Raw genomic sequence first — 22,593 nt, forward strand, 5'->3', positions numbered from 1 at the left:
CGCCGTATCACCTCAGCGATAGTGGCTGAGGATCCGCTCGATCTCTCCAGAAGCCTTCAATGCCGCCAGCGCCGAAAGCACATCGTCGGCGGGCTCTTCCGGGCTGTCCAGTACCAGGCACGACAGAGGGGTTTCCTCGATGATGCTGGCGGGCGTCAGACGCTGGTCCTGGGGGAGCGAGCGGTTGAACCAGTCCAGGGCGATTTCGCTGCTGATCGCGTACTGGTAGCGACCAATTTGCAGCTTCTTGAGTACCAGTTCCTGATTGCGCGCTTCGTCGCGGGTTGCCCGGCCGCTATCCAGTACCGGCTGCAGGCGCGGGTAGTGGTAGCCGAGCACGGTGCCGATGGCCTGGCCGGAAAGGCTCTGCAAGTCGCCCTTGAGTCCGGCGCGGCTGACCAGCAGGTCGCGCTGGACCATCAGCGGTACGCTCCAGCGGTAATCGTGGAAATCGTGCTCGGTCCAGGCCGGGGCGACGTAGCAGCGTACGTCCACCGTATGGCTGAGCAACGCCTGCTCTACGCGGGCGCGGGGCAGGATATGGAAGACCGGCGGCCGATGTACCTGGCGGGCGACCTCGGTGAACAGTTCGAGGAGAATACCGCCGGTCAGCTTGCCGTCTTCGATTCGTGCCAGGGGCATCGCCCAACTGTCGACTACCGAGAAGCGCAGTGGGCGATCCTCGGCAAGGGCGACGGCAGAGCTGAACAGCAGGACGATGGCGAGCAGGCGCATCTAGACTCCGATGGCGGCGTGGTGGCGACACAATGCCTGTACGGATCAGGGGTTGCCAAGATGTACTAACGGCCAGAGCGGACATCGGGTGCAATTTACGGTCCGCTTCGCTAGGATTAGCCCACTTCTGCTCACCTGTCGCGATGGATATCAATGAGTTATCAGGTTCTTGCCCGCAAATGGCGTCCGCGTTCGTTCCGCGAAATGGTCGGCCAGACCCATGTGCTCAAGGCCCTGATCAACGCACTGGACAATCAGCGCCTGCACCACGCCTACCTGTTCACCGGTACCCGCGGCGTGGGCAAGACCACCATCGCCCGCATCCTGGCCAAGTGCCTGAATTGCGAGACCGGCGTCAGCTCCACTCCGTGTGGCCAGTGCTCGGTCTGCCGCGAGATCGATGAAGGCCGCTTCGTCGACCTGATCGAAGTCGACGCCGCCAGCCGCACCAAGGTCGAGGACACCCGCGAACTGCTCGACAACGTGCAGTACTCGCCGACCCGCGGGCGCTACAAGGTCTACCTGATCGACGAAGTGCACATGCTCTCCAGCCACAGCTTCAACGCCCTGTTGAAGACTCTGGAGGAGCCGCCGCCCCACGTGAAGTTCCTGCTCGCCACCACCGACCCGCAGAAGCTGCCGGTCACCATTCTCTCGCGCTGCCTGCAGTTCTCCCTGAAGAACATGCCGCCGGAGCGGGTGGTGGAGCACCTGACCCACGTACTGGGCGCCGAGAACGTGCCCTTCGAGGAAGATGCCCTGTGGCTGCTCGGTCGCGCGGCCGACGGCTCCATGCGCGATGCCATGAGCCTCACCGACCAGGCGATTGCCTTTGGTGAAGGCAAGGTGCTGGCCGCCGATGTGCGCGCCATGCTCGGAACCCTGGACCACGGCCAGGTCTACGGCGTGCTCCATGCCTTGCTGGAGGGCGACGCCCGCGCGCTGCTCGAAGCAGTGCGCCATCTGGCCGAGCAAGGCCCGGACTGGGGTGGTGTGCTGGCTGAAATGCTCAACGTGCTGCACCGCGTGGCCATCGCCCAGGCGCTGCCCGAGGCGGTGGACAACGGTCAGGGCGACCGTGACCGCGTATTGGCGCTGGCCCAGGCGCTGCCTGCCGAGGACGTGCAGTTCTACTACCAGATGGGCTTGATCGGCCGCCGCGACCTGCCGTTGGCGCCCGATCCCCGTGGCGGCTTCGAGATGGTGCTGTTGCGCATGCTGGCCTTCCGCCCGGCCGATGCCGAGGGCGCACCGAGGTCGCCACTAAAGGACCTGGGGATCAGCAAGGCCACGGCTGATTCCAACCCGAACCCAGTGGCCGGCGCCGCCGTTGCGGCGCCGGTTGCATCCATTGCGCCGCCGCCCGTTGCCGCGCCCCAGCCTCAAACGACTCCGGCTCCGGCTCCGGCTCCAGTCGTGGAAGCTGCGCCCGTTGCTGCGTCTGCGCCGGTGATCGAATCGGCTCCCGTCCCGGTTGAACCGCAGCCGGAAGTGGCTGCCGTGGCCGAGCCTCTTGCTCCTGCCGTGGAACCGGAACCGCCCGTTGCCGAAGCGCCGGTCGACCTGCCGTGGGACGAACCCGCTGCGCCAGTTGCCGCCGCTCCCGCGCCAGTCGAGCCTGCTGCACCTGCACCTGCACCTGCACCTGCACCTGCACCTGCACCTGCGGTAGCTGTGTCTGCCCCGGCACCGGTAGAAGCGCCTGCTCCGGTCGTAGCCGAAGCCCCGGCCGAGGACGACGATCGCGACGAAGAGCCGCCGCCCGCCGAGGACTACTACGAAGTCGACATGGAGTCCTATGGCTATCTGGAGAGCGAAGCGCAGCAGGAAGCCTCCGAGCCGGAACCCGAGCCTGCCGCCATGCCGGCGACCGGTCTTGCCGCCGAATGGCTGGACCTGTTCCCGCGCCTGGGCCTGGCAGGCATGACCGCCAGCATCGGCGCCAACTGCACCCTGGTGGCGGTAGACGGCGACAATTGGCACCTGCACCTGGACCCGGGGCAGAGCGCGCTGTTCAACCCCAACCAGCAGCGTCGCCTCAACGATGCGCTGAACCAGTTCCACGGCCGCACCCTGACCCTGCAGGTGACCCTGCAGAAGCCCGAACAGGAAACCCCGGCCCAGGCCGCCGCGCGCAAGCGCGCCGAGCGTCAGCGCCAGGCCGAGGCGTCCATTGCCGCCGACCCCTACGTGCTGCAGATGAAACAACAGTTCGCCGCGGTCGTCCGCGACGGTACCATCGAACCCCTGGAGGCGAAGGCTTGAGTGCCGGCGCCGACAACTGAACGAATCGAGGAACTCGACATGATGAAAGGTGGCATGGCCGGCCTGATGAAGCAGGCCCAGCAGATGCAGGAAAAGATGCAGAAGATGCAGGAAGAGCTGGCCAACGCCGAAGTGACCGGTCAATCCGGCGCCGGCTTGGTGAGCGTGGTGATGACCGGTCGCCACGACGTCAAGCGCGTCTCCCTGGATGACAGCCTGATGCAGGAAGACAAGGAAATCCTCGAAGACCTGATCGCCGCCGCGGTGAACGACGCCGTACGCAAGATCGAGCAGAACAACCAGGAAAAGATGGCGGGCATGACCGCTGGCATGCAGCTCCCGCCCGGCTTCAAGATGCCTTTCTGATCCAGGCTTTTCCCCTGTAGGAGCGAGCTTGCTCGCGAACGCTCTACCGGCCCTCGCGGTTGGGCAGGGTTCGCGAGCAAGCTCGCTCCTACAGTCGTTCTGACCCTCCTAAAACCCGAGACCGCCCCATGAGCTTCAGCCCGCTGATCCGCCAACTGATCGACGCCCTGCGCACCCTGCCCGGAGTGGGGCAGAAGAGTGCCCAGCGCATGGCGCTGCAGCTGCTGGAGCGTGACCGCAGCGGCGGCCTGCGCCTGGCCCAGGCGCTGACCCAGGCGATGGAAGGCGTCGGCCACTGCAAGCAGTGCCGCACGTTGTCCGAAGATGAATTCTGCCCGCAGTGTTCCGATCCGCGCCGCGACGACAGCCTGTTGTGCGTGGTGGAAGGCCCGCTGGACGTGTTCGCCGTCGAGCAGACCGGCTATCGCGGGCGCTATTTCGTGCTCAAGGGCCATCTTTCGCCGCTGGACGGCCTCGGCCCGGAAGCCATCGGCATTCCCGAGCTGGAAGCGCGGATCAAGGCCGGCAGCTTCAGCGAAGTCATCCTCGCCACCAACCCGACGGTGGAAGGCGAGGCGACCGCCCATTACATCGCCCAACTGCTCGGTGGCAGCGGCCTGGTCCTGTCGCGCATCGCCCACGGTGTGCCGCTGGGGGGCGAATTGGAACTGGTGGACGGCGGCACCCTGGCCCACGCTCTGGCGGGCCGCCGCCCCATCAGTAATTAAGTTCGCGCCAGGCAGTCCAGCGCCGGTGCGTCCATTTCGTAGGCTATCCATTTCCTTTCGCGCCGGCCGCCCAGGCGGCCGTAGAAGCGCCCGGCCGCATCGTTGCCGGCCAGGACGTCCCAGAGCAGCCGTCCAGCGCCCTGGTCCCGTGCCCAGCTCGCCACACATTGCATGAGCCGCTCGCCGATGCCGCGATTGCGTCCATTCTCCACGACATACAGCTCCTTCAGCCGCACAGTCGGGCGCAGGTCGTAGGTGAAAGGAATGCTCAGCGCGACGGCATAGCCCTGGAGCGTGTCCGATTCGGCGACAAACACCTGGCATTGCGCTGCCGGCCCGAAAGCCCGGATGCGCAATGCGTCGGCGTCCACCGCGAACTCGTCGATATAGCCCTCGAACGCCGCCAGCTCGCGCATCAGTTCGAGCAGGGTCGGAACATCCTCCGGTCTTGCCGCACGGATCTTCAGCATGCGCAGGCGATGCCTTCGCCGTCCTGACGCAGCGGCTCACCGGCTACGCCGACCAGGGGCAGGCCCTCATCCAGCCAGCCGGTCACGCCGCCGATCATCTCCTTCACCGGCAGACCCAGTGCGGCGAGCTTCGCGGCCGCGCGGTGCACGCCGTTGCAGTGCGGACCGGCGCAATAGACCACGAACAGGGTGCCAGACGGAAATTGCGCCATGCGCCGCGTGTCGATCTCCCGCGTTGGCAGGTTCAGCGCGCCGGGCACGTGGCCGCGGGCGTAGGCGGCGGCGTTGCGCACGTCGAGCAGGACGAAGTCGACGTCGCCGTCCTGCCACGCGGCGTTCACGTCCGAGCAATCGGTCTCGAAGGCCAGTCGACGGCTGAAGTGGGCGAGGGCATCGGCGGGCAGGGCGGCGGGGATCTGGCTGACAAGGCTGGGCATGGCGAGGCTCCTGTGGAAGACAGGAGCCACTGTAAGGCGGGGCAAAAGCCCGTTACAGTGGCGCTCTGGACAGTGATCGGAAGTTTTCCGCCAAATGCAGCGTGATCCCCTGGACGTCGCCGTTCTCGCCTACGACGGCCTGTGCACCTTCGAATTCGGCATCGCCGTGGAGATGTTCGGACTGCCTCGTCCGGAGTTCGATTTTCCCTGGTACCGCCAACGCATCGTTGCCGTGGACGAGGGGCCGATGCGCGCGCTGGGCGGCGTGCGGGTGCTGGCCGACGCTGGCCTGGAAGCGATGGTGACGGCCGGCACCATCATCGTTCCCGGCTGGCGCAATCGTGCCGAGGCGCCTCCGGCCGAGCTGGTCGCGGCGCTGCAAAGGGCGCATGCCGAAGGCGCACGGTTGCTGTCGATCTGCTCCGGTGTCTTTGTCCTGGCCGCCACTGGACTGCTCGATGGCCTGCGAGCGACCACGCACTGGCGCTATGCCGGGGAGTTGGCCTCGCGATTTCCCGCCATCGAGGTCGATGCCCAGGTGCTCTACGTGGATGCCGGGCGGGTGATCACTTCCGCCGGCAGCGCGGCCGGTATCGACGCCTGCCTGCATCTGGTGGCGCGGGACTTCGGCGCGCAGGTCGCCAACACCGTCGCGCGCCGGCTGGTGATGTCGCCGCAGCGCGGAGGCGGGCAGGCCCAGTTCATTCCCGCGCCCGTGGCCAAGGCGCCGCGTCACGATCTCGCTGGGCTGCTGGACTGGGCCCGGCAGCGATTGGACCGCTCGATTTCCGTAGGTGAACTGGCGAGCCGCGTGGCGATGAGCGAACGCACCTTCCTGCGGCGTTTCAGCGAAGCCACCGGCATGACGCCCAAGGCTTGGCTGCAGCACGAGCGCATGGCCCGCGCCCGCGAGCTGCTGGAGAGCAGTTCCGACAGTATCGAACGAATCGCCGAGCAATGCGGTTTTGGCACCGTGGAAAGCTTCCGCAATGCCTTCCGTGGCGCGGCGGGGTTGGCGCCCTCGGCGTATCGCGAGCGCTTCGGGACGGCGCATCTGCCCTAGTCGATGGCGGGTGTCTCGCCTTGTAAACCAAGCAAGCGCTCGGTAAGTTTTCAGGCAGATCGCCTGGAGCCTTGCCATGTCCGTGTTCACCGATTACTTCGATGACAGTCACCGCCTGGTCCGTGACAGCGTGCGGCGCTTCGTCGAACGGGAAATCCTGCCCCATGTCGCCGACTGGGAGGAAGCCGAAGAGTTTCCCCGTGAGCTGTACCGCAAGGCCGGCGAGGCCGGCATCCTCGGCATCGGCTACCCCGAAGCCCTGGGCGGCAGTCACGAGGGCGACCTGTTCGCCAAGGTGGCGGCCAGCGAGGAGTTGATGCGTTGTGGCTCCGGAGGATTGGTGGCGGGCCTGGGCTCGCTGGATATCGGTCTGCCGCCGCTGATCAAGTGGGGCAGCCCGGAGCTGCGTGAGCGCATTGCGCCGCAGGTGCTGGCCGGCGAGAAGATCATGGCGCTGGCGGTCACCGAGCCGTCCGGCGGCTCCGATGTGGCCAGCCTGAAGACCCGTGCCGTGCGCGACGGCGATCATTACCGGGTGAGCGGCAGCAAGACCTTCATCACCAGCGGCGTGCGCGCCGACTATTACACCGTGGCGGTGCGCACCGGCGGCGACGGTTTCGGTGGCGTCAGCCTGCTGCTGGTGGAGAAGGGCACGCCGGGTTTCACCGTCAGCCGCAAGCTGAAGAAGATGGGCTGGTGGGCTTCCGACACCGCCGAACTGTTCTTCGACGACTGCAAGGTGCCGGTGCAGAACCTGATCGGTGCCGAGAACATGGGCTTTGCCTGCATCATGGCGAACTTCCAGAGCGAGCGCCTGGCCCTGGCGATCATGGCCAACATGACCGCGCAGCTGGCGCTGGAAGAGGCGTTGGCCTGGTGCCGCGAGCGCGAGGCGTTCGGCAAGCCGATCGGCAAGTTCCAGGTGCTCAAGCATCGCTTGGCGGAGATGGCCACGCAGGTGGAGGTCTCCCGCGAGTTCACCTACCGGCAGGCGGCGAAGATGGCCGCCGGCAAGAGTGTGATCAAGGAAATCTCCATGGCCAAGAACTTCGCCACCGATGTCGCCGACCGGGTGACCTACGACGCGGTGCAGGCCCTGGGCGGCATGGGCTACATGCGCGAGAGCCTGGTGGAGCGGCTGTACCGCGACAACCGCATCCTCTCCATCGGCGGCGGCACGCGGGAGATCATGAACGAGATCATCGCCAAGCAGATGGGGTTGTAACTAGCACAGACCGCTTTTCGTAGGAGCGAGCAAGCTCGCTCCTACGAAAGCTAAAGCCGCGCGCTTGCCGCCTGGCTGCGTCGCCACGCGGCCGGCGGACAGCCATATTCGCGGCGGAAGGCGCGGCTGAAGGCCGTATCCGTCTGGTAGCCGACATCCTCGGCGATGCGCGCCAGCGGGGCGTTGCTGCCGCGCAGGAGGTTGGCGGCCAGGAGCATCCGCCACTGGGTCAGGTACTGCATGGGCGGGCAGCCGACCAGGCACTGGAAGCGCTCGGCCAGCACCGAGCGCGAGGTGCCGGCGCAGCGGGCCAGTTCTTCCAGGCTCCAGGCGTGGGCGGGTGATTTGTGCAGCTCGCCAAGGGCACTGCCGACGATGCGATCGTGCAGTCCGGCCAGCCAGCCCGTGCGCTCTTCACCTTGCTGCGCCATGTACAGGCGCAGCACTTCGATGAACAGCACTTCCGCCAGCTTGGCCAGCACACCGGCGCCGCCGGGGCGGGGAGAGCGCGCCTCGGCCAGGGCGTAGCGCACCGAGGACTCCAACCAGGCACCCGCCGCGGACCCACGCACGTTGACCTTCACCAACGCCGGCAGGCCGGCCAGTAGCAGCCGTGCCAGGCGCGCGTCGCAGGCCAGGTAGCCACACACCAGCCGGGTCGTCGCGCCGCCGCCGCCGTAGGCCAGCTGCCGGGGGCGACGTGCCAGCACCGCGTCCAGCCGTGCGCCACTGGCCGGTGGCACGCCGGGCTGCGACGTCATGCGGTGGGCATGGCCCTGGGGGAACAGCACCGCATCACCCGCCACCAGCTTTTCCGGTTCGGCCTTGCCCATCTCGACGAAGCATTCACCCTCTGTGATCAGGTGGAAGATCACCAACTGCTCGGCGCCGGGTTCCAGCAGTTCCACGACCGAGTCGGCGCGGGGCGACTGGTAGCACCAGGGGGCGGTGAAGCGCGCATTGATGAAGATCGCGCCCACCAGCCGCACCACGCGCAGGGTCTCCGAGAGCGCGTCCATCAGCCGGTGCCGTTGTCGATATCGAGCCGCACGGGCACGGCTTCGGCCAGCGCGCCGACCATGGGCGAAAGGTGGATGCCCTGTTCGACCAGTTTGCGCACATCAGCGTCCGAGGCTCCCGGAACGCTGATGCGTACCCGCAGGTGGATCTCCAACGGCCCGGTCACGGCGCGCTGGCCGTCCTCGCGCGCCAGCCCGAGCAAGCCATGCAGGTCGGTGTCGCTGGTGACTTCCACCTCCAGTCGTTCAGGCTGCATCCCGTGTTCGACGGCCAGCATGGCGATGCGTGTGACGGCGCAGGAAGCCAGTGCGGCTCGCAGCAGCCAGCCTGGGCTGACCCGCTCGCCGTCGCCGCCCAGCTCCCGAGGCAGGTCGGTGTATACGGCGTTGCCGTCCGGATGCAGGGTGCGTGTCCTGCCGGCGCCTTCCCAGAGGGCCGTGGCGGGAACGTCCTGGATCTGCGCGACGGCGGGCCGCTGGCGCACCAGGCGTGCCAGTCGTTGTTGCGCAGCGAGGATGGTTTCCGAGCTCATGGACAGTCCCTCCGCCGGGGGGCTTTCAGAAATTCTGGGCGGGATATGGCCGGTGCGCCGGACCGCCGGACGATCGGGCAGGGAAGGGCGACGCTGGAGCAGGACGGCAACCGGTACCGGGCGCAGTATGAAGGTGCGGGAGGTTGCGGTCCCCGTCCGTTCCTACTCACTGGAGACTGCCATGCCCAAGTTCGTTATCGAGCGCGAAATCCCCGGCGCTGGAGCCCTGTCCGAGCGCGATTTCAAAGCCATCGCACAGAAGTCCTGCAAAGTCCTGAATCAGCTGGGACCGCAGATTCAATGGCTGCACAGCTACGTGGTCGACGACCGCATCTACTGCCTGTACATCGCCCCCGACGAGGCCACCGTGCGCGAGCACGCGAGCCTGGGCGGCTTCCCGGCGAACCGGATATCGCAGGTCGTCAACGTCATCGATCCGACCACCGCCGAATGAGCGCGCCTGGAGATGCACAGATGAGCACCGCTGTAGACCTCAATGCCCTGAAACAACGCCAGATGGCCACCTGGGCCAGCGGCGACTACGCCGTGATCGGCACGACCCTGCAGATCGTTGGCGAACGCCTGGCCGAAGCCTGCGACCTGCTCTGCGACGAGCGGGTGCTGGATGTCGCCGCCGGCAACGGTAATGCCACCCTGGCGGCGGCCCGGCGCGGTTGCCAGGTCGTGTCCACCGACTACGTGCCGCGCCTGCTGGAGCTGGGCGCCGAACGTGCCCGCGCCGAACATCTGGACGTGGAGTTCCGCGAGGCCGATGCCGAAGCGTTGCCCTTCGACGCGGGTAGTTTCGACGCCGTCGTCTCGACCTTCGGCGTGATGTTCACCCCCGACCAGCCGAAGGCGGCTGCGGAGCTGGCGCGGGTCTGCCGCTCCGGCGGGCGCGTCGGTCTGGCCAACTGGACGCCGGAAGGCTTCATCGGTCAGCTGTTCAAGGTGCTGGCGGGATACATTCCGCCGGCTGCCGGCGTGCGCCCGCCGTCGGCCTGGGGGCGGGAGGAGCATCTGCGCGAGCTGTTCGGCGACTCGATCAGCGAGCTGCGCGCCTCGCGGCAGACCTTCAACTTCCGCTATCGCTCGGCGGCGCATTTCATCGAGGTCTTCCGCGACTGGTACGGCCCGCTGCACAAGGCCTTTGCCAACCTGCCGGAAGCCGAGGCGAAAGGACTGGAGCGCGACCTGACGCAGCTGCTGGAGGCGAGCAATCGCGCCGGTCCGGCGTCGCTGGTGGTGCCCAGCGAGTATCTGGAGGTAGTGCTGACCCGCCGCTGAAACAACAAAAAAACGGCGCCCACCCAGGGGTAGCGGGTGGGCGCCGGTCCGAGAGGGAAAAGGGACTCTTACTTGGCTTCGGCGCCTTCAGCACCATGCTTGCGCTTGGGCTTGGGGGCGAAGCGCTTGGCCAGCTTCATGCTGCCGGTGACTACTTTCTGGTACCAGACCGGCAGCAGGCGCAGCATCAGGTCGATGGCGTGGGCGTCCGGGCCGATCAGGATGCGCCGTGAGTCACGCTCCACACCACGGATGATCACCTGCGCGGCCTTCTGCGGCGTGGTGCGCAGCAACTGGTCGTTGAACTGGGTGCGGGCGGCTTCGGCGTTCTGGCCGGTGACCTTGACCATGCTGTCGTTCATCCGCGCGGTCTTGGCGATGTTGGTCTTGATCCCGCCCGGATGCACGCAGCTGGCTGACACGCCGCCGCGTTCCATGTCCAGTTCCTGGCGCAGCGACTCGGTGAAGCCGCGCACCGCGAACTTGGTGGCGTTGTAGGCACTCATGCCCGGCTGGGAGAACAGCCCGAACACGCTCGAAACGTTGACCACGTGGCCGTCGCCGGAAGCCTTCAGGTACGGCAGGAAGGCCTTGGTGCCGTAGACCACGCCCCAGAAGTTGATGTTGGTGATCCATTCGTACTCTTCGTAGTCGCTGGCTTCCACGGTGCCGGCATGGGCGACGCCGGCGTTGTTGAACACCAGGTTGACCTTGCCGTGCTCGCGGGCGGCCTTGTCGGCCCAGGCGTGCACCTGCTCGCGGTCGGCGACGTTCACCGTGTCGATGGAGACGCGTACGCCGCTGGAGGTGAGCAACTGGCGGGTTTCCTCCAGGCCGGCGGCGTTCACGTCCGCCAGCGCCAGATGGCAGCCACGGGAGGCCAGTTCGATGGCCAGGGCGCGGCCGATGCCGGAGCCGGCGCCGGTAATGGCGGCAACCTTGTTCTCGAAGTTCTTCATGCCGGCACCTCCTCGGCGTGGCGTTGCGGTTGGACGACGGGGCTGCTAAGGGGCTTGGCCTTCAGATGATAGGCGGACGGGTCGAACTGGCTGGTCAGCGCGCGGAAGCGCCAGGTGAAGCCCGGCCACAGGGTGCAGTTGCGCCCGCTTACCGGGTGCAGGTACCAGCTCTTGCAGCCGCCGGTGTTCCACACGCTGTGGTTGAGTCCGCGTTGCAGCTTGGCGTTCCACTGGTCCTGGACTTCGCTCTTCACCTCGACGCTCTGCAGCTCGCGGCGGTCCATCAGCTTGATGGCGCCGAGCACATAGGCGATCTGCGATTCGATCATGTAGACCATGGAGTTGTGGCCCAGGCCGGTGTTCGGGCCCATCAGGAAGAACAGGTTGGGGAAGCCACGGGTCATGGTGCCCTTATAGGCTTCCGGGCCGTTCTGCCAGGTGTCGAGCAGGTCGACGCCGTCCTTGCCGAACACCACGCCGCGCGGGATCGGGTCGTTGGCGGTGAAGCCGGTGCCGAAGATGATGGCGTCCACCTGCCGCTCGCGGCCGTCGCTGGTGATGATGCTGTTCGACTTGATCTCGCGGATGCCATCGGTGATCACCGAGGAGTTGGAGGCGGCCAGCGCCGGGTAGTAGTTGTGCGACATGAGCACGCGCTTGCAGCCGATGGTGTAGTCGGGGGTCAGCTTGCGGCGCAGGTCCGGGTCCTTGATCTGCTGGCGGATGAAGCGCTCGGCCAGCTTGCCCACCAGCTTCATCGCCCAGGGCGCGAAGGTGAAGCCCAGCACGCGGCCTTCGAGCATGCTGTAGAGCGCGCCGCGCCAGAGTTTCTGCACGGCCGGGAAGTGGCGGAAGCGTGCGCGCTCCTTCTCGCTGATGGCGCGGTCCGGCTTGGGCAGGATCCACGGCGCGGTGCGCTGGTAGAGGTCGAGCTTGGCCACCAGCGGCTGGATTTCCGGAACGAACTGGATGGCCGAGGCGCCGGTGCCGATCACCGCGACGCGCTTGCCCTTGAGGTCGTAGTCGTGGTCCCACTGCTGGGAGTGGAAGGCCTTGCCCTGGAAGTCCTCCAGGCCCTTGAGCGCAGGGATCGACGGGATCGACAGGGCGCCCATGCCCGAGACCACGGCCTTGGCGGTGTAGTGGTTGCCGGCGGCGTCGAACAGGTGCCAGAGCTGCTGCTGGTCGTTCCATTCGAAGCGCGCCATCTCGGTATTGAGCAGGGTCTTGTCTTCGAGGCGGTACTTCTTCCAGCAGTTCTCCAGGTAGGCGCGGATTTCCGGCTGGCGGGCGAACATGCGCGTCCAGTCCGGGTTCGGCTCGAAGGAGAAGGAGTAGACGTGGGATTGCACGTCGCAGGCGCAGCCCGGGTAGTTGTTGACCCGCCAGGTGCCGCCGACGCCGGCGTCCTTCTCGAACAGCAGGAAGTCGTTCTCGCCTTCCTGCTTCAAGCGGATCGCCATGCCCAGCCCGGAAAACCCGGTGCCGATGATGGCGACTTTGCAGTGTCTGGGGGCAGTCTTTGGTTGGGTACCCATTGCCAAGCTCCTGTTATGATTATTGCTGGCGTATACAACTGTCTACGTGGTGTGAATGTAGACATCTGTATACTTCGCGAACAACCAACCTTCGGTGGGGCCGAGCGCCAAACACATGGAAATCGGACAGGAAGAACGGCCGGCGGAAGCGGCGGGCAAGCGGGCGCTGATCGATGCGGCACTGCGCCTGGCATCGAGCCGGCGCAGCTTGAGCAGCCTGGGGCTGCGGGAGCTGGCGCGGGAAGCGGGGTTGAATCCGAACACCTTCTACCGGCATTTCGACGATGTGGACGACCTGGGTTTGGCGATCATTCGTGACATCGCTACCCAGCTGCGCCAGCCGCTGCGTGACCTGCGCCGCGAAGCCGCCGAGCGCGCGCAGCCAGGGGAGGGCGCCGCCAGCGTGCCCTTCGGCCTGGATATGGAGCGCGGTCTGCGGGTGACGCGGGAAACCGTGCGACTGTTCTTCGATTTCGTCGAGAGTCACCCGGAGGCCTTCATCATCGGCGTGCGTGAGCTGCACGGCCCGTCGCCCGTGCTGCGCGCGGCGCTGGCGCGGGTGATGGATGAGTTCGGCGAGGACATGGCCGAGGACATCCGCCAGTTCCACCTGCTGCCGGAGATCGACGAGGATGAATTGAACCAGTTGTCGCGGTCGATCAGCCGGCAGTTGTTCCAGCAATCGCTGGACTATCTGGAACGCCCTCCGGAGCGGCGCGAGGAGGTCTGCGCATTGGCCGGGCGACAAATCCTGTTGCTCTTCACCGGTGCCGCCGTGCTGCAGACCTTCGGCATGCTGGCTAGGCTCTGAGTCTTCTTTCGCGTTACCGGATGGGAGATTGCCATGTCGCCTTTGCCTCTGTTAGGCGGCTGCGCCTGCGGCGCGGTGCGCTATCGGGTGGATGTGGAGCCAACGGAAGCCGGCTACTGCCACTGCCGCATCTGCCAGAAATCCAACGCCGCGCCAGCGGTGCCTTGGGCGGTGATTCCGCTGACGGGGTTCCAGTATCTGTCCGGTGAGCTGGGGATGTGGCGCTCAAGCCCGGAGGGCGAGCGGCGCTTCTGCGTGAAGTGCGGCACGCCGCTGGAGTTTCGTGTGCGGGATGGCGACACAGTGGGACTCAATACGGTGACCCTGGACGAGCCGGAGCGGGTGAAGCCGCAATGCCATATCTGGTGTTCGTCGCAGCTGTCGTGGTTCGACACGGTGGACGATCTGCCGCGTCGTCCCGAGGGCTGATGATTTTGATGTCGTAGGAGCAACTGTCTGCGCATTCGTAGGGCGTACAACCGTTCGCGGTTGTACGCCGATACACCAGGGTCATCGGCTGGTGTATTGGCCGAGTTCGAAGCGCCAGCCGGTCGCAGTCCGTGCAACCGGAAACCAAGGTCAAACGGCCTATAACGTCGAACGTTATACGCCCTACGCTCCCGCTCAGGACCTCGTAGGAGCGGAGCTTCTCCGCGATGTTCTTCAGCGGCGGCGGGTACTTCGCGGACAAGGTCCGCTCCTACAAGATCAAAGGCCCCTCACCCTAACCCTCTCCCGCAAGCGGGAGAGGGGACTGTTCGGTGCAGGTTGAAACCATAGTGTCAGCCGGCTCGGAGGGCTGGGGTGAGGGGGAAACGCAGGCAGGGATTAACCCGGTAGAAGACAGTTGCTCCTACGAAAAGCGTTGCCGCGAAGACCATGTTGCGTCATGAAAAACGCCAGGCAATGCCTGGCATTTTTCATTCCGGCGTAAAGATCAGCCAGCGAAATCCAGCTGCTCTTTCCAACGGGTTTCCAGCGCCTTGGTGTCGTGGTCGAAGGGGTGGAAGCCGGGGCGGAAGTAGTCCAGCCAGGGGCGGATCAGGTTGACGAAGTAGCCGCGGCGCGGGTGCAGCAGTACGCCCAGGCCATGCTTCCAGCTGCGCCAGTTGAACAGTTGGCCGTCACGGCGCAGCAGGTTGATCTGGAAGCCGGCGATGACGCTGAAGAAGATCACGGTGGTCAGCAACATCACCGCGGTGCGGGTGAAGTAGCCGCCGTATACCTGCTGGTAGACGTCATAGGCCACCGCCTTGTGCTCGTTTTCCTCGATGGCGTGCCACATCCACAGCTTGTACATCTTGTCCGACTTCATCTGGCTGCTCAGGTCGTCGCGCTTGAGCAACTGCTCGGCCATGGACGCGGTGAAGTGCTCCAGGGCGCAGGTAATCGCCAGCTGGTGCTTCTTGGTAGTGACCTTGCTGATCGATTCGAGCAGCACCTTGATGCGCAGCTCCAGGGTTTCCAGGTCGATGCCGTGTTCGTCGGCATACTCGTTGTAGGCCGCGTGTTCCTTGGAGTGCATGGCTTCCTGGCCGATGAAGGCGCTGACGTCCTTCTGCAGCTGCGGGTCCTGGATGCGCTCGCGCACGGCACGCACGCTGTCGACGAAGAACTTCTCACCATAGGGGAACAGCGAGGACAGGTTGTTCATGAAGTGGGTCATGAAGGGCTGCCCGTCCCACCAGTATTTAGGCGTTTCACTGAAGGTGAAATCCATGCGGCGGACCGGGAAGTTGGCGCGGATTGGCGTGGTACTGGCGTTCATGACTAACTCCTTCTTGTTGTGCGGGCGTGGGTTCCGGAGCGCGACGCGGCAGGGGCGGCGACCCGGGCAAGCCCTGTCGTTAGTTCGTGATGCCACCTTCGAATGTGTCATCAGCTGATGTCATGTTCGAAGTCTTGTCGGACAATCGCCAGGTCATATCCGGTCATTGGCGAGTCGGATCAGGCCAAACCGGTCACGACCAGCCATTGGATGGGGCAGTTGTTTGCAGGAGGCGTGGAAACGAAAACGGGCGCCTAGGCGCCCGTTTCTTACCGACAGCGGTCTGTCACTGCTCGTCGAGGGCGAAGGCAGTCAGGCTGTAGGTGGGGATCTGCGCGTCGTTGAGCTTGGCCGAACCGCCCAGCTCTGGCAGGTCGATGATCGCTGCGGCCTCGAACACGCTGGCGCCCATGCGGCGAACCAGTTGCGCGGCAGCCAGCAGGGTGCCGCCGGTGGCGATCAGGTCATCGAAGATCAGCACGCTGTCGCCTTCGCACAGGCTGTCGGCGTGGACTTCCAGCAGGGCTTCGCCGTACTCGGTCTCGTAGGCCTGGGAGAGCACGTCGGCCGGCAGCTTGCCGCGCTTGCGGAACAGCACCAGCGGCTTGTTCAGTTCGTAGGCGATGATCGAGCCGATCAGGAAGCCACGCGCGTCCATGGCGCCGATGTGGGTGAACTCGGCCTCGACATAACGCTGGATGAAGCTGTCGGCGACGAAGCGCAGGGCTCGCGGCGACTGGAACAGCGGGGTGATGTCACGGAACATGACGCCGGGCTTGGGAAAGTCGGGAACGGCGCGGATGACGGACTTCAGGTCGAGTTGGTTGAGGATCATGCTGGTTGTGCACCTGATGCGGTTTTTGCAGAGGCCAAAGTATAACGGGCCCGCCAGTCGGCGAGCCCGTTTTCGATGACCGGAAAGTCAACCAATTGGTCAGCTTTCGTGTCTGTCAGCTTTCCAGCTGGCCCCCGGCCAATGCGCACAGCTCGATGGAATCAAGGATGTGCACTTCCTTGCCTTCGGCGGCGATCAGGCCGTTCTGCTGGAAGCGGGTGAAAACGCGGGAGACGGTTTCCACTGCCAGGCCCAGGTAGTTGCCGATCTCGTTGCGCGACATGGCCAGGCGGAACTGCTGGGCCGAGAAACCACGGGCGCGGAAGCGCGCGGAGAGGTTCACCAGGAAGGTGGCGATGCGCTCGTCGGCAGTCTTCTTCGACAGCAGCATCATCATCTGCTGGTCGTCGCGGATCTCGCGGCTCATCACCCGCAGCAACTGGCGGCGCAGTTGCGGCAGTTGCTCGGACAGTTCGTCCAGGCGCTCGAAGGGAATCTCGCAGACCGAAGTGGTTTCCAGTGCCTGGGCCGAGACCGGGTAGCTCTCGGTGTCCATGCCGGACAGGCCGACCAGCTCGCTGGGCAGGTGGAAGCCGGTGATCTGCTCTTCACCACCGTCGGTGATGCTGAACGTCTTCAGCGCACCGGAGCGCACCGCGAAGACCGAGCCGAAAGCGTCGCCCTGACGGAACAGGAATTCGCCTTTCTTCAGCGGTCGGCCGCGTTTGACGATTTCATCCAGGGCATCCATGTCGTTGGTGTTCAGCGACAGGGGCAGGCAAAGGGGCGCCAGGCTGCAATCCTTGCAGTGTGCTTGGGGGAGGGCGCGCACTTTGATGGTTTCGGCCATTGGGAGTTCCTTGAGTGGGGAAGGCACACAAAAACCAAGGGTACCGCAGACGGCGGATCGGGCGCCAGTTGGCGGCCTCTCTGAATCGCCGGTTTCGGCGGGGAAGGCGAGGGGTGGAGCGGGGTTCGGGAGGGTTCGAAACGGTTCGAAAAGGGCCGTATCAGGGCGCTTTCCTCGGATTCGAGAGGCCGACATATCCTGTTGCAATGGGTGCGACAGTCGGCCTCGGCCGTCTGTCGCGTTGCCGGACGGGTCAGATGACCCGTGAGAAGCGTTGCAGGTTCTGCGTCGGCAGGTAGCGGTCGAACAGCATGCAGAGGCTGCGCACCAGCAGCCGGCCCGAGGCGCTGACATCGATGCCGCTCGGGCTGAGGTTGATCAGGCCGTCGGTGGCGAAGCGCTCCAGATCCGGCCAGATTTCGTTGAAGTAGCCGCGGAAATCGATGTTGTAGAGCTCCTCGATCTCGTCGAAGTCCAGCTGGAAGTGGCAGATCAACTGCTGGATCACCGCGCGGCGGATGATGTCGTCCTTGTTGCAGTGCAGACCACGACGGGTGGCGAGCTGGCTCTGGTCCAGGGAACTCTGGTAGTCCGCGATGTCGCTGCTGTTCTGGCTGTAGAGGTCGCCGATCTGGCTGATGGCCGAGACGCCGAGCCCGACCAGGTCGCAATGGCCGTGGGTGGTGTAGCCCTGGAAGTTGCGTTGCAGGGTGCCGTCTTCCTGGGCCATGGATAGCTCGTCGTCCGGCAGGGCGAAGTGGTCCATGCCTATGTAGCGGTAACCGGCGGCTTCCAGTTGCTCGGTGGTGCGCTGGAGCATTTCCAGCTTCTGGCCGGGGGAGGGCAGGTCGTCGGCGTTGATCCGGCGTTGCGGCATGAAGCGTTCCGGCAGGTGCGCGTAGTTGAACACCGACAGCCGGTTGGGTTGCAGGGCGATGACCTGTTCGACGGTGTGGGAGAAGCTTTCAGGGTTCTGCTTGGGCAGGCCGTAGATCAGGTCGATGTTGATCGAGCGGTACTGCAGGGTGCGGGCTGCATCGATGATGGCGCGGGTTTCGTCGAGGCTCTGCAGGCGGTTCACGGCCTGCTGCACTTCCAGGTTGAAGTCCTGCACGCCGAGGCTGATGCGGTTGAAGCCCAGTTCGCGGAGCAGGCCCATGGTCGACCAGTCGGCTTCGCGCGGGTCGATCTCGATGCCGTAGTCGCCGGAGTCGTCGTCCAGCAGGTTGAAGTGCGTGCGCAACTGGCTCATCAGTTCGCGCAACTGGCCGGAACTGAGGAAGGTCGGGGTACCGCCGCCGAAGTGCAGTTGCTCGACTTGTTGCCCCCGGCCCAGGTGGCGACTGACGATCTCGATCTCGCGGATCAGCCGGGCGAGGTAAGGGGCACTGCGGCCGCGGTCCTTGGTGATGACCTTGTTGCAGGCGCAGTAGTAGCAGATGTTCGCGCAGAACGGGATGTGCACGTAGAGCGAGAGCGGGCGCTGTGCCTTCTGGCTATCGCGCAGCGCGTGCAGCAGGTCGAAGGGGCCGACGCCTTCGTGGAACTGCACGGCTGTGGGATAGGAGGTGTAGCGCGGGCCGGACAGATCGTAGCGGCGTATCAGATCTGCGTCCCAGCGAATATTGTCGAGCATGCCGAGGTCCCCGGTTGGCGAGCTTTTCCCGCGCAGTCTAGGGAGAGTCCGACTATGGCCTGTTGACCTGTATCAAGCGGCTTTGTGGTGCGTATGGTTGGCGCTGGCGTGCATTTCGTGGCCCATGATCCATGCCTGGTGCGGGCCAGGCAGGGTCCAGAGACCGAAGAGGATGACCAGGATGCCGCCGGTCATGCGCACGCTGCGTTTGCGCAGCAGGGCGGTGATGCGCTCCGCCGCCAGGCCCGTGGCCAGCAGCACCGGCCAGGTACCCAGGCCGAAGGCGAGCATCAGCAGCGCGCTGTCCACTGCCGAGCCCTGGCTGGTGGCCCACAGCAGGGTGCTGTAGACCAGGCCGCAGGGCAGCCAGCCCCACAGGGCGCCGAGCAGCAGTGCGCGCGGAACCGTGGCGACCGGCAGCAGGCGGCTGGCGAAGGGCTGGATGTGCTTCCACAGGCCGCGTCCGAGCGCTTCGATGCGGGTCAGGCCGCTCCACCAGCCGGCCAGGTACAGGCCCATGGCGATCAGCAGCATCCCGGCGATGACGCGCAACGCCGAGGCGAACGGCGTGCGGGCGATGGCCCAGCCGGCGAGACCGAGCAGCAGCCCCGCGCAGGCGTAGCTGAGGATGCGTCCGAGGTTGTAGGCCAGCAGCAGGCGCAGGCGGCGCGCACGTTGCTCCGGTGGAATGGCCATGGTCAGCGCGCCCATCAGGCCGCCACACATGCCCAGGCAGTGACCGCCGCCCAGCAGGCCGAGGATCAGTGCCGACGCCAGCAGGGGCGCCAGCTCAGGCATCGCGCTTGTCCTGCGGCTGCTCACCCGGTGCTTCGGCGCCTTCGGCTTCGTCGATGCCGGCCTGGTGCTTGGGGTCTTCGTCGTCGAACAGGATGCTGTGAGCCGGACTGTCCATGTCGTCGTACTGGCCGCTGTTCACTGCCCAGAAGAAAATACAGATACAGATGCCGACGATCAGTACGGCGATCGGAATCATGACGTAGAGTGCGGGCATTTCAACTCCGTGGCAGCGCCGGGCTCGTTTCCAGGACGGCCGGGCGCGCGGTGGTCGCTGAGGGGGCGTCGACGGCCTTGGGCAGCCGGGTCAGGCGCAGGGCATTGAGCACCACGGTCAGCGAGCTGATCGACATGCCCACCGCCGCCCACACGGGCGTGATCCAGCCGAGGGCGGCGAAGGGCAGCATGAGCCCATTGTACAACCCTGCCCAGACCAGGTTCTCGATGATTACCCGGCGGGTGCGGCGCGCCAGGCTGAAGGCCTGCACCAGGCTTTCCAATCGATTGGACAGCAGCACGGCGTCGGCGCTGGTCTTGGCCAGGTCGGTTGCGGAACCCATGGCGACGCTGATGTCGGCGGCAGCCAGCACCGGCACGTCGTTCACGCCGTCGCCGAGCATCAGCACGCGGCGGCCTTCCTGGTGCAACTGGCGCAGGACTTCCAGTTTGTCGTCGGGGCGCAGGCCGCCCCGGCAGTCGTCGATGCCCAGTTCGGCGGCAACCCGGCCGACCATCGGCGAGCTGTCGCCGGAGAGCAGCAGGGTGCGCCAGCCACGGGCGCGGCAGGCGTCGAGGAGGGCGGAGGCGTCTTCGCGGATGCGGTCGTCCAGCACCAGCCACGCCAGCGCGCTGCGCTCATCCCCGAGCAGCAACCATTGGCCGGGCTCCTGTGGGTGCGCCGGCGCTGCGCTGTGGCTCAGGGCGCAGACGAAGGACGGTTCGCCAATGCGCAGGCGGCGTTCGCCAACCTGACCTTCCAGACCCAGGCCCGGATGGCTTTCGACGTTCTCGGCAGGCTGCGGCGCACGGCCGAAGGCGCGGGCGATGGGGTGTTCGGAGCGGTTCTCCAGCGCCGCCGCCAGGGCCAGGCAGGTATCGCTGTCGAGGTCGCCCAGCGGGCGCACGGCGCGCAGGGTCAGGCGGCCTTCGGTGAGGGTGCCGGTCTTGTCGAAGATCACTGTGTCGATGTGGTTCAGGCCTTCCAGCACATGGCCGCGGGTCAGTAGCAGGCCGAGCTTGTGCAGACTACCGGTGGCGGCGGTGAGCGCGGTGGGCGTAGCCAGGGAGAGGGCGCAGGGGCAGGTCGCCACCAGCATCGCCAGCACCACCCAGAAGGCACGGGGGGCGTCGTGTTGCCACCAGAACAGGCCGACCACTGCGGCCAGCACCAGCAGCGCGATGAGGAACCATTGCGCGGCCTTGTCGGCGAGTTCGGCCAGGCGCGGCTTGTCCGACTGGGCGCGTTCCAGCAGGCGGACAATGGCGGAGAGCCGGCTGTCGTTGCCCAGGGCGCTGATCTGCACGGTCAGCGGACCTTCCACGTTCAGGGTGCCGCCGGTGACGCTGTCGCCGGTCTGGCGCGGTTGCGGCAGGTACTCGCCGGTGAGCAGGGATTCGTCGACGCTGGACTGGCCGTCGAGGATCTGGCCGTCGGCGGGAATCACTGCGCCGGGCTGCACCAGCACGCGGTCGCCGACGTTCAGCTCGCTGAGCAGCACGCGGGTGCTCTGTCCGTTCTTGTCCAGGCGCAGGCAGGAGGCGGGCAGCAGGTTGACCAGTTGTGCGGTGGCGGCAGCGGTACGTTCGCGGGCGCGGCGCTCCAGGTAGCGGCCGGAGAGCAGGAACAGGGCGAACATACCGACGGCGTCGAAATACAGGTCTCCGCTGCCGGTGATGGAGGTCCAGATGCCGGCCAGGTAAGCGCCGCCGATGGCCAGGGAGACCGAGACGTCCATGGTCAGGTGGCGGGTGCGCAGGTCGCGCAGGGCGCCGCGGAAGAACGGCTGGCAGGAGTAGAAGACAATCGGTGTGGTGAGGAACATCGCCACCCAGCGCAGGATTTCGTGTAGTTCGGGGCTCAGGTCGATGTTGAATTCCGGCCAGGTGGCCATGGTTGCCATCATCGCCTGGAACCACAGCATGCCGGCGACGCCCAGCTGGCGCAGGGAGCGGCGGTTTTCTTCGTGCAGTTGCTCGGCGGCGCGGTCGGGCTGGTAGGGGTGGGCGGCGTAGCCGATCTTGCGCAGCTCGGCGAGCAGGGCGCTCAGGGGCATCTGGCTGTCGGACCAGCGCACGTGAAGGCGATGGTTGGACAGGTTGAGGCCGGCCTCGGCAATGGCGGGCAGGCCCTTGAGGTGTTTCTCGATCAGCCAGCCGCAGGCGGCACAGCTGATGCCTTCAAGGAGCAGGGTGGTTTCCGCCAGCTCGCCTTCGTGTCGAACGAAGGGCTGCTGCACGTCGGGACGATCGAACAGCTTCAGCTCGTCGCTCAGTTGCTCGGGCAGTACGTCGGGATTGGGCGCCGCCTCGGTACGGTGGCGGTAGTAGCCTTCCAGGCCGCCGGCGACGATGGCTTCGGCCACGGCCTGGCAGCCCGGGCAGCAGAATTCGCGGGTTTCACCAAGGACCTGCGCCGTGAAACGGCTGCCGGCGGGAACCGGCAGGGCGCAGTGGTAACAGGGCAGCGGGGCGCTCATGGGCGCTCGGCTTCGTCTCCCTTGAGGGGCTCGTCGCCAAGGACGAACGAACCGCCGGGGGCGACTTTCTCTTCTTCGAACAGACGCCAGGCCTGGCCGTTTTCCTGGCCGAGCAGCTCGACGAAGCGACGGCCCTTGACGGCGGCATCGAGGCTGCCGGTGTAGCGGCCGGGCTCGACCGGGCTGGGCAGCAGGTCGAGGTGCTTGTCCTGGGCTTCCAGGGTGGGGGAGAGCAGGTTCAGGGTGAGCTTGTCCGGGTGGCTGGCGCCGGAAAGGCGCAGGTCGACTTCGCCGGTCAGTTCATCGAAGCTGATTTTCGCCTGCAGCTTGAGCTGTTGCGCCAGGTGCTCGCGGTCCAGGGAGCGGTTGATGCCCTTGCCGGCCTCGTAGTAGTTGTCGCTGACCAGGGAGTCCTGGTTGTTCACCGCGATGTTGACCATCATCAGGCTGAGGAACACCGAGATGGCCAGCATGCCGATGATGATCCATGGCCAGAGGTGCTTGTACCAGGGTTCCACGGGCGTTTTCATGGCCGATTGCATTCTCTTTTCTCTCGCTGGAATGGCCCGCGAGGGCG

24 protein-coding genes are annotated in these 22,593 nt (G+C 65.9%); 9 read left to right on the top strand and 15 right to left on the bottom strand.

All coding sequences use genetic code 11. The features are described from left to right. Positions 1 to 12: 12 nt before the first annotated feature. Entirely contained in the window at positions 13 to 735 is a 723-nt protein-coding gene (locus tag O6P39_RS09930; RefSeq protein WP_275611167.1) for a transporter substrate-binding domain-containing protein, read from the bottom strand. A 153-nt stretch (positions 736 to 888) separates the two neighbouring features. Between O6P39_RS09930 and dnaX the strand changes: the two genes are divergently transcribed. The 3 genes from dnaX to recR all read left to right on the top strand — a co-directional run bounded on the left by dnaX (position 889) and on the right by recR (position 4,094). Further along, positions 889 to 3,000, top strand: a complete 2,112-nt coding sequence (gene dnaX / locus O6P39_RS09935) for a DNA polymerase III subunit gamma/tau (protein WP_275611168.1) — start codon at positions 889 to 891, stop codon at positions 2,998 to 3,000. A gap of 39 nt (positions 3,001 to 3,039) precedes the next feature. Then, positions 3,040 to 3,366, top strand: coding sequence for a YbaB/EbfC family nucleoid-associated protein (locus O6P39_RS09940; RefSeq protein WP_009619439.1), 327 nt, complete (start codon positions 3,040 to 3,042; stop codon positions 3,364 to 3,366). A 128-nt stretch (positions 3,367 to 3,494) separates the two neighbouring features. After that, positions 3,495 to 4,094 (top strand): recombination mediator RecR, encoded by a 600-nt coding sequence (recR, locus tag O6P39_RS09945; RefSeq protein WP_275611169.1) that lies wholly within the window; start codon positions 3,495 to 3,497, stop codon positions 4,092 to 4,094. Here the strand turns inward: recR and O6P39_RS09950 are convergent. Next, on the bottom strand, positions 4,091 to 4,564 hold the full coding sequence (locus tag O6P39_RS09950; RefSeq protein ID WP_275611170.1) for a GNAT family N-acetyltransferase: 474 nt from the start codon (positions 4,562 to 4,564) through the stop codon (positions 4,091 to 4,093). The genes recR and O6P39_RS09950 overlap by 4 nt on opposite strands. Continuing rightward, positions 4,558 to 5,001 (bottom strand): rhodanese-like domain-containing protein, encoded by a 444-nt coding sequence (locus O6P39_RS09955; protein WP_275611171.1) that lies wholly within the window; start codon positions 4,999 to 5,001, stop codon positions 4,558 to 4,560. The genes O6P39_RS09950 and O6P39_RS09955 overlap by 7 nt, the downstream gene beginning before the upstream one ends. Before the next feature lie 94 nt (positions 5,002 to 5,095). Between O6P39_RS09955 and ftrA the strand changes: the two genes are divergently transcribed. Together ftrA and O6P39_RS09965 are read left to right on the top strand one after the other, a co-directional pair. After that, entirely contained in the window at positions 5,096 to 6,064 is a 969-nt protein-coding gene (ftrA, locus tag O6P39_RS09960; RefSeq protein WP_275611172.1) for a transcriptional regulator FtrA, read from the top strand. Between the two features lie 76 nt (positions 6,065 to 6,140). Then, on the top strand, positions 6,141 to 7,289 hold the full coding sequence (locus O6P39_RS09965; protein WP_275611173.1) for an acyl-CoA dehydrogenase family protein: 1,149 nt from the start codon (positions 6,141 to 6,143) through the stop codon (positions 7,287 to 7,289). 50 nt (positions 7,290 to 7,339) lie between these two features. On the opposite strand, the gene O6P39_RS09970 is transcribed toward O6P39_RS09965, so the two are convergent. Next, positions 7,340 to 8,308, bottom strand: a complete 969-nt coding sequence (locus tag O6P39_RS09970; RefSeq protein ID WP_275611174.1) for an AraC family transcriptional regulator — start codon at positions 8,306 to 8,308, stop codon at positions 7,340 to 7,342. After that, positions 8,308 to 8,841, bottom strand: a complete 534-nt coding sequence (locus O6P39_RS09975) for an OsmC family protein (RefSeq protein ID WP_275611175.1) — start codon at positions 8,839 to 8,841, stop codon at positions 8,308 to 8,310. The genes O6P39_RS09970 and O6P39_RS09975 overlap by 1 nt, the downstream gene beginning before the upstream one ends. 181 nt (positions 8,842 to 9,022) lie before the next feature. On the opposite strand from O6P39_RS09975, the gene O6P39_RS09980 reads away from it, so the two are divergent. Both O6P39_RS09980 and O6P39_RS09985 read left to right on the top strand, forming a co-directional pair. Beyond that, positions 9,023 to 9,295 carry a DUF4242 domain-containing protein gene (locus tag O6P39_RS09980; protein ID WP_275611176.1) on the top strand — a complete coding sequence of 91 codons (273 nt, stop codon included), beginning with the start codon at positions 9,023 to 9,025 and terminating at the stop codon, positions 9,293 to 9,295. A gap of 20 nt (positions 9,296 to 9,315) precedes the next feature. Beyond that, entirely contained in the window at positions 9,316 to 10,128 is an 813-nt protein-coding gene (locus O6P39_RS09985; protein ID WP_275611177.1) for a class I SAM-dependent methyltransferase, read from the top strand. A 68-nt stretch (positions 10,129 to 10,196) separates the two neighbouring features. Here O6P39_RS09985 and O6P39_RS09990 read toward each other — a convergent pair whose 3' ends face one another. Together O6P39_RS09990 and O6P39_RS09995 are read right to left on the bottom strand one after the other, a co-directional pair. Continuing rightward, complete coding sequence (locus O6P39_RS09990) at positions 10,197 to 11,087, bottom strand: SDR family NAD(P)-dependent oxidoreductase (protein WP_275611178.1); 891 nt, start codon at positions 11,085 to 11,087, stop codon at positions 10,197 to 10,199. Then, the gene (locus tag O6P39_RS09995) at positions 11,084 to 12,625 is read right to left on the bottom strand and encodes an NAD(P)/FAD-dependent oxidoreductase (protein WP_275611179.1); all 1,542 of its coding nucleotides are present in this window, start codon (positions 12,623 to 12,625) and stop codon (positions 11,084 to 11,086) included. The genes O6P39_RS09990 and O6P39_RS09995 overlap by 4 nt, the downstream gene beginning before the upstream one ends. A 115-nt stretch (positions 12,626 to 12,740) precedes the next feature. Here O6P39_RS09995 and O6P39_RS10000 point away from each other — a divergent pair, with 115 nt between their 5' ends. Both O6P39_RS10000 and O6P39_RS10005 read left to right on the top strand, forming a co-directional pair. Beyond that, positions 12,741 to 13,436, top strand: a complete 696-nt coding sequence (locus tag O6P39_RS10000) for a TetR family transcriptional regulator (RefSeq protein ID WP_275611180.1) — start codon at positions 12,741 to 12,743, stop codon at positions 13,434 to 13,436. Positions 13,437 to 13,469: 33 nt separating this feature from the next. Then, positions 13,470 to 13,865 carry a GFA family protein gene (locus tag O6P39_RS10005; RefSeq protein ID WP_275611181.1) on the top strand — a complete coding sequence of 132 codons (396 nt, stop codon included), beginning with the start codon at positions 13,470 to 13,472 and terminating at the stop codon, positions 13,863 to 13,865. A gap of 508 nt (positions 13,866 to 14,373) precedes the next feature. On the opposite strand, the gene O6P39_RS10010 is transcribed toward O6P39_RS10005, so the two are convergent. The 8 genes from O6P39_RS10010 to O6P39_RS10045 all read right to left on the bottom strand — a co-directional run bounded on the left by O6P39_RS10010 (position 14,374) and on the right by O6P39_RS10045 (position 22,558). Further along, on the bottom strand, positions 14,374 to 15,204 hold the full coding sequence (locus O6P39_RS10010) for a metal-dependent hydrolase (RefSeq protein WP_275611182.1): 831 nt from the start codon (positions 15,202 to 15,204) through the stop codon (positions 14,374 to 14,376). Between the two features lie 286 nt (positions 15,205 to 15,490). Next, positions 15,491 to 16,039 (bottom strand): adenine phosphoribosyltransferase, encoded by a 549-nt coding sequence (locus O6P39_RS10015; protein ID WP_207886509.1) that lies wholly within the window; start codon positions 16,037 to 16,039, stop codon positions 15,491 to 15,493. A 115-nt stretch (positions 16,040 to 16,154) separates the two neighbouring features. Continuing rightward, a complete protein-coding gene (gene anr / locus O6P39_RS10020) occupies positions 16,155 to 16,889 on the bottom strand; it encodes a transcriptional regulator Anr (RefSeq protein ID WP_015477764.1) in 735 nt (244 codons plus the stop codon). Positions 16,890 to 17,142: 253 nt separating this feature from the next. Then, positions 17,143 to 18,525, bottom strand: a complete 1,383-nt coding sequence (gene hemN, locus O6P39_RS10025; RefSeq protein ID WP_275611183.1) for an oxygen-independent coproporphyrinogen III oxidase — start codon at positions 18,523 to 18,525, stop codon at positions 17,143 to 17,145. 72 nt (positions 18,526 to 18,597) lie between these two features. Beyond that, positions 18,598 to 19,323: a sulfite exporter TauE/SafE family protein gene (locus O6P39_RS10030; RefSeq protein ID WP_275611184.1), complete on the bottom strand. Its 726-nt coding sequence runs from the start codon at positions 19,321 to 19,323 to the stop codon at positions 18,598 to 18,600. After that, on the bottom strand, positions 19,316 to 19,537 hold the full coding sequence (gene ccoS, locus O6P39_RS10035) for a cbb3-type cytochrome oxidase assembly protein CcoS (protein ID WP_275611185.1): 222 nt from the start codon (positions 19,535 to 19,537) through the stop codon (positions 19,316 to 19,318). The genes O6P39_RS10030 and ccoS overlap by 8 nt, the downstream gene beginning before the upstream one ends. A 1-nt stretch (position 19,538) precedes the next feature. Next, positions 19,539 to 22,016 (bottom strand): heavy metal translocating P-type ATPase, encoded by a 2,478-nt coding sequence (locus O6P39_RS10040; RefSeq protein WP_275611186.1) that lies wholly within the window; start codon positions 22,014 to 22,016, stop codon positions 19,539 to 19,541. After that, positions 22,013 to 22,558, bottom strand: coding sequence for a FixH family protein (locus tag O6P39_RS10045; protein ID WP_275611187.1), 546 nt, complete (start codon positions 22,556 to 22,558; stop codon positions 22,013 to 22,015). Before O6P39_RS10045 ends, O6P39_RS10040 begins: the two co-directional genes overlap by 4 nt. Positions 22,559 to 22,593: the final 35 nt, after the last annotated feature.

The sequence above is a fragment of the Pseudomonas sp. PSE14 genome (assembly GCF_029203285.1).
GTDB lineage: Bacteria > Pseudomonadota > Gammaproteobacteria > Pseudomonadales > Pseudomonadaceae > Pseudomonas.

Coding starts and splice junctions, on each gene's coding strand:
- O6P39_RS09990 (WP_275611178.1), bottom strand. CDS start 11,087: ATGAAGAACTTCGAGAACAAGGTTGCCGCCATTACCGGCGCCGGCTCC.
- ftrA (WP_275611172.1), top strand. CDS start 5,096: ATGCAGCGTGATCCCCTGGACGTCGCCGTTCTCGCCTACGACGGCCTG.
- O6P39_RS09980 (WP_275611176.1), top strand. CDS start 9,023: ATGCCCAAGTTCGTTATCGAGCGCGAAATCCCCGGCGCTGGAGCCCTG.
- O6P39_RS10000 (WP_275611180.1), top strand. CDS start 12,741: ATGGAAATCGGACAGGAAGAACGGCCGGCGGAAGCGGCGGGCAAGCGG.
- O6P39_RS09970 (WP_275611174.1), bottom strand. CDS start 8,308: ATGGACGCGCTCTCGGAGACCCTGCGCGTGGTGCGGCTGGTGGGCGCG.
- O6P39_RS10010 (WP_275611182.1), bottom strand. CDS start 15,204: ATGAACGCCAGTACCACGCCAATCCGCGCCAACTTCCCGGTCCGCCGC.
- O6P39_RS10045 (WP_275611187.1), bottom strand. CDS start 22,558: ATGCAATCGGCCATGAAAACGCCCGTGGAACCCTGGTACAAGCACCTC.
- O6P39_RS09955 (WP_275611171.1), bottom strand. CDS start 5,001: ATGCCCAGCCTTGTCAGCCAGATCCCCGCCGCCCTGCCCGCCGATGCC.
- O6P39_RS09975 (WP_275611175.1), bottom strand. CDS start 8,841: ATGAGCTCGGAAACCATCCTCGCTGCGCAACAACGACTGGCACGCCTG.
- dnaX (WP_275611168.1), top strand. CDS start 889: ATGAGTTATCAGGTTCTTGCCCGCAAATGGCGTCCGCGTTCGTTCCGC.
- O6P39_RS10040 (WP_275611186.1), bottom strand. CDS start 22,016: ATGAGCGCCCCGCTGCCCTGTTACCACTGCGCCCTGCCGGTTCCCGCC.
- O6P39_RS10015 (WP_207886509.1), bottom strand. CDS start 16,039: ATGATCCTCAACCAACTCGACCTGAAGTCCGTCATCCGCGCCGTTCCC.
- anr (WP_015477764.1), bottom strand. CDS start 16,889: ATGGCCGAAACCATCAAAGTGCGCGCCCTCCCCCAAGCACACTGCAAG.
- O6P39_RS09995 (WP_275611179.1), bottom strand. CDS start 12,625: ATGGGTACCCAACCAAAGACTGCCCCCAGACACTGCAAAGTCGCCATC.
- hemN (WP_275611183.1), bottom strand. CDS start 18,525: ATGCTCGACAATATTCGCTGGGACGCAGATCTGATACGCCGCTACGAT.
- O6P39_RS09930 (WP_275611167.1), bottom strand. CDS start 735: ATGCGCCTGCTCGCCATCGTCCTGCTGTTCAGCTCTGCCGTCGCCCTT.
- O6P39_RS09965 (WP_275611173.1), top strand. CDS start 6,141: ATGTCCGTGTTCACCGATTACTTCGATGACAGTCACCGCCTGGTCCGT.
- recR (WP_275611169.1), top strand. CDS start 3,495: ATGAGCTTCAGCCCGCTGATCCGCCAACTGATCGACGCCCTGCGCACC.
- O6P39_RS09950 (WP_275611170.1), bottom strand. CDS start 4,564: ATGCTGAAGATCCGTGCGGCAAGACCGGAGGATGTTCCGACCCTGCTC.
- ccoS (WP_275611185.1), bottom strand. CDS start 19,537: ATGCCCGCACTCTACGTCATGATTCCGATCGCCGTACTGATCGTCGGC.
- O6P39_RS10030 (WP_275611184.1), bottom strand. CDS start 19,323: ATGCCTGAGCTGGCGCCCCTGCTGGCGTCGGCACTGATCCTCGGCCTG.
- O6P39_RS10005 (WP_275611181.1), top strand. CDS start 13,470: ATGTCGCCTTTGCCTCTGTTAGGCGGCTGCGCCTGCGGCGCGGTGCGC.
- O6P39_RS09940 (WP_009619439.1), top strand. CDS start 3,040: ATGATGAAAGGTGGCATGGCCGGCCTGATGAAGCAGGCCCAGCAGATG.
- O6P39_RS09985 (WP_275611177.1), top strand. CDS start 9,316: ATGAGCACCGCTGTAGACCTCAATGCCCTGAAACAACGCCAGATGGCC.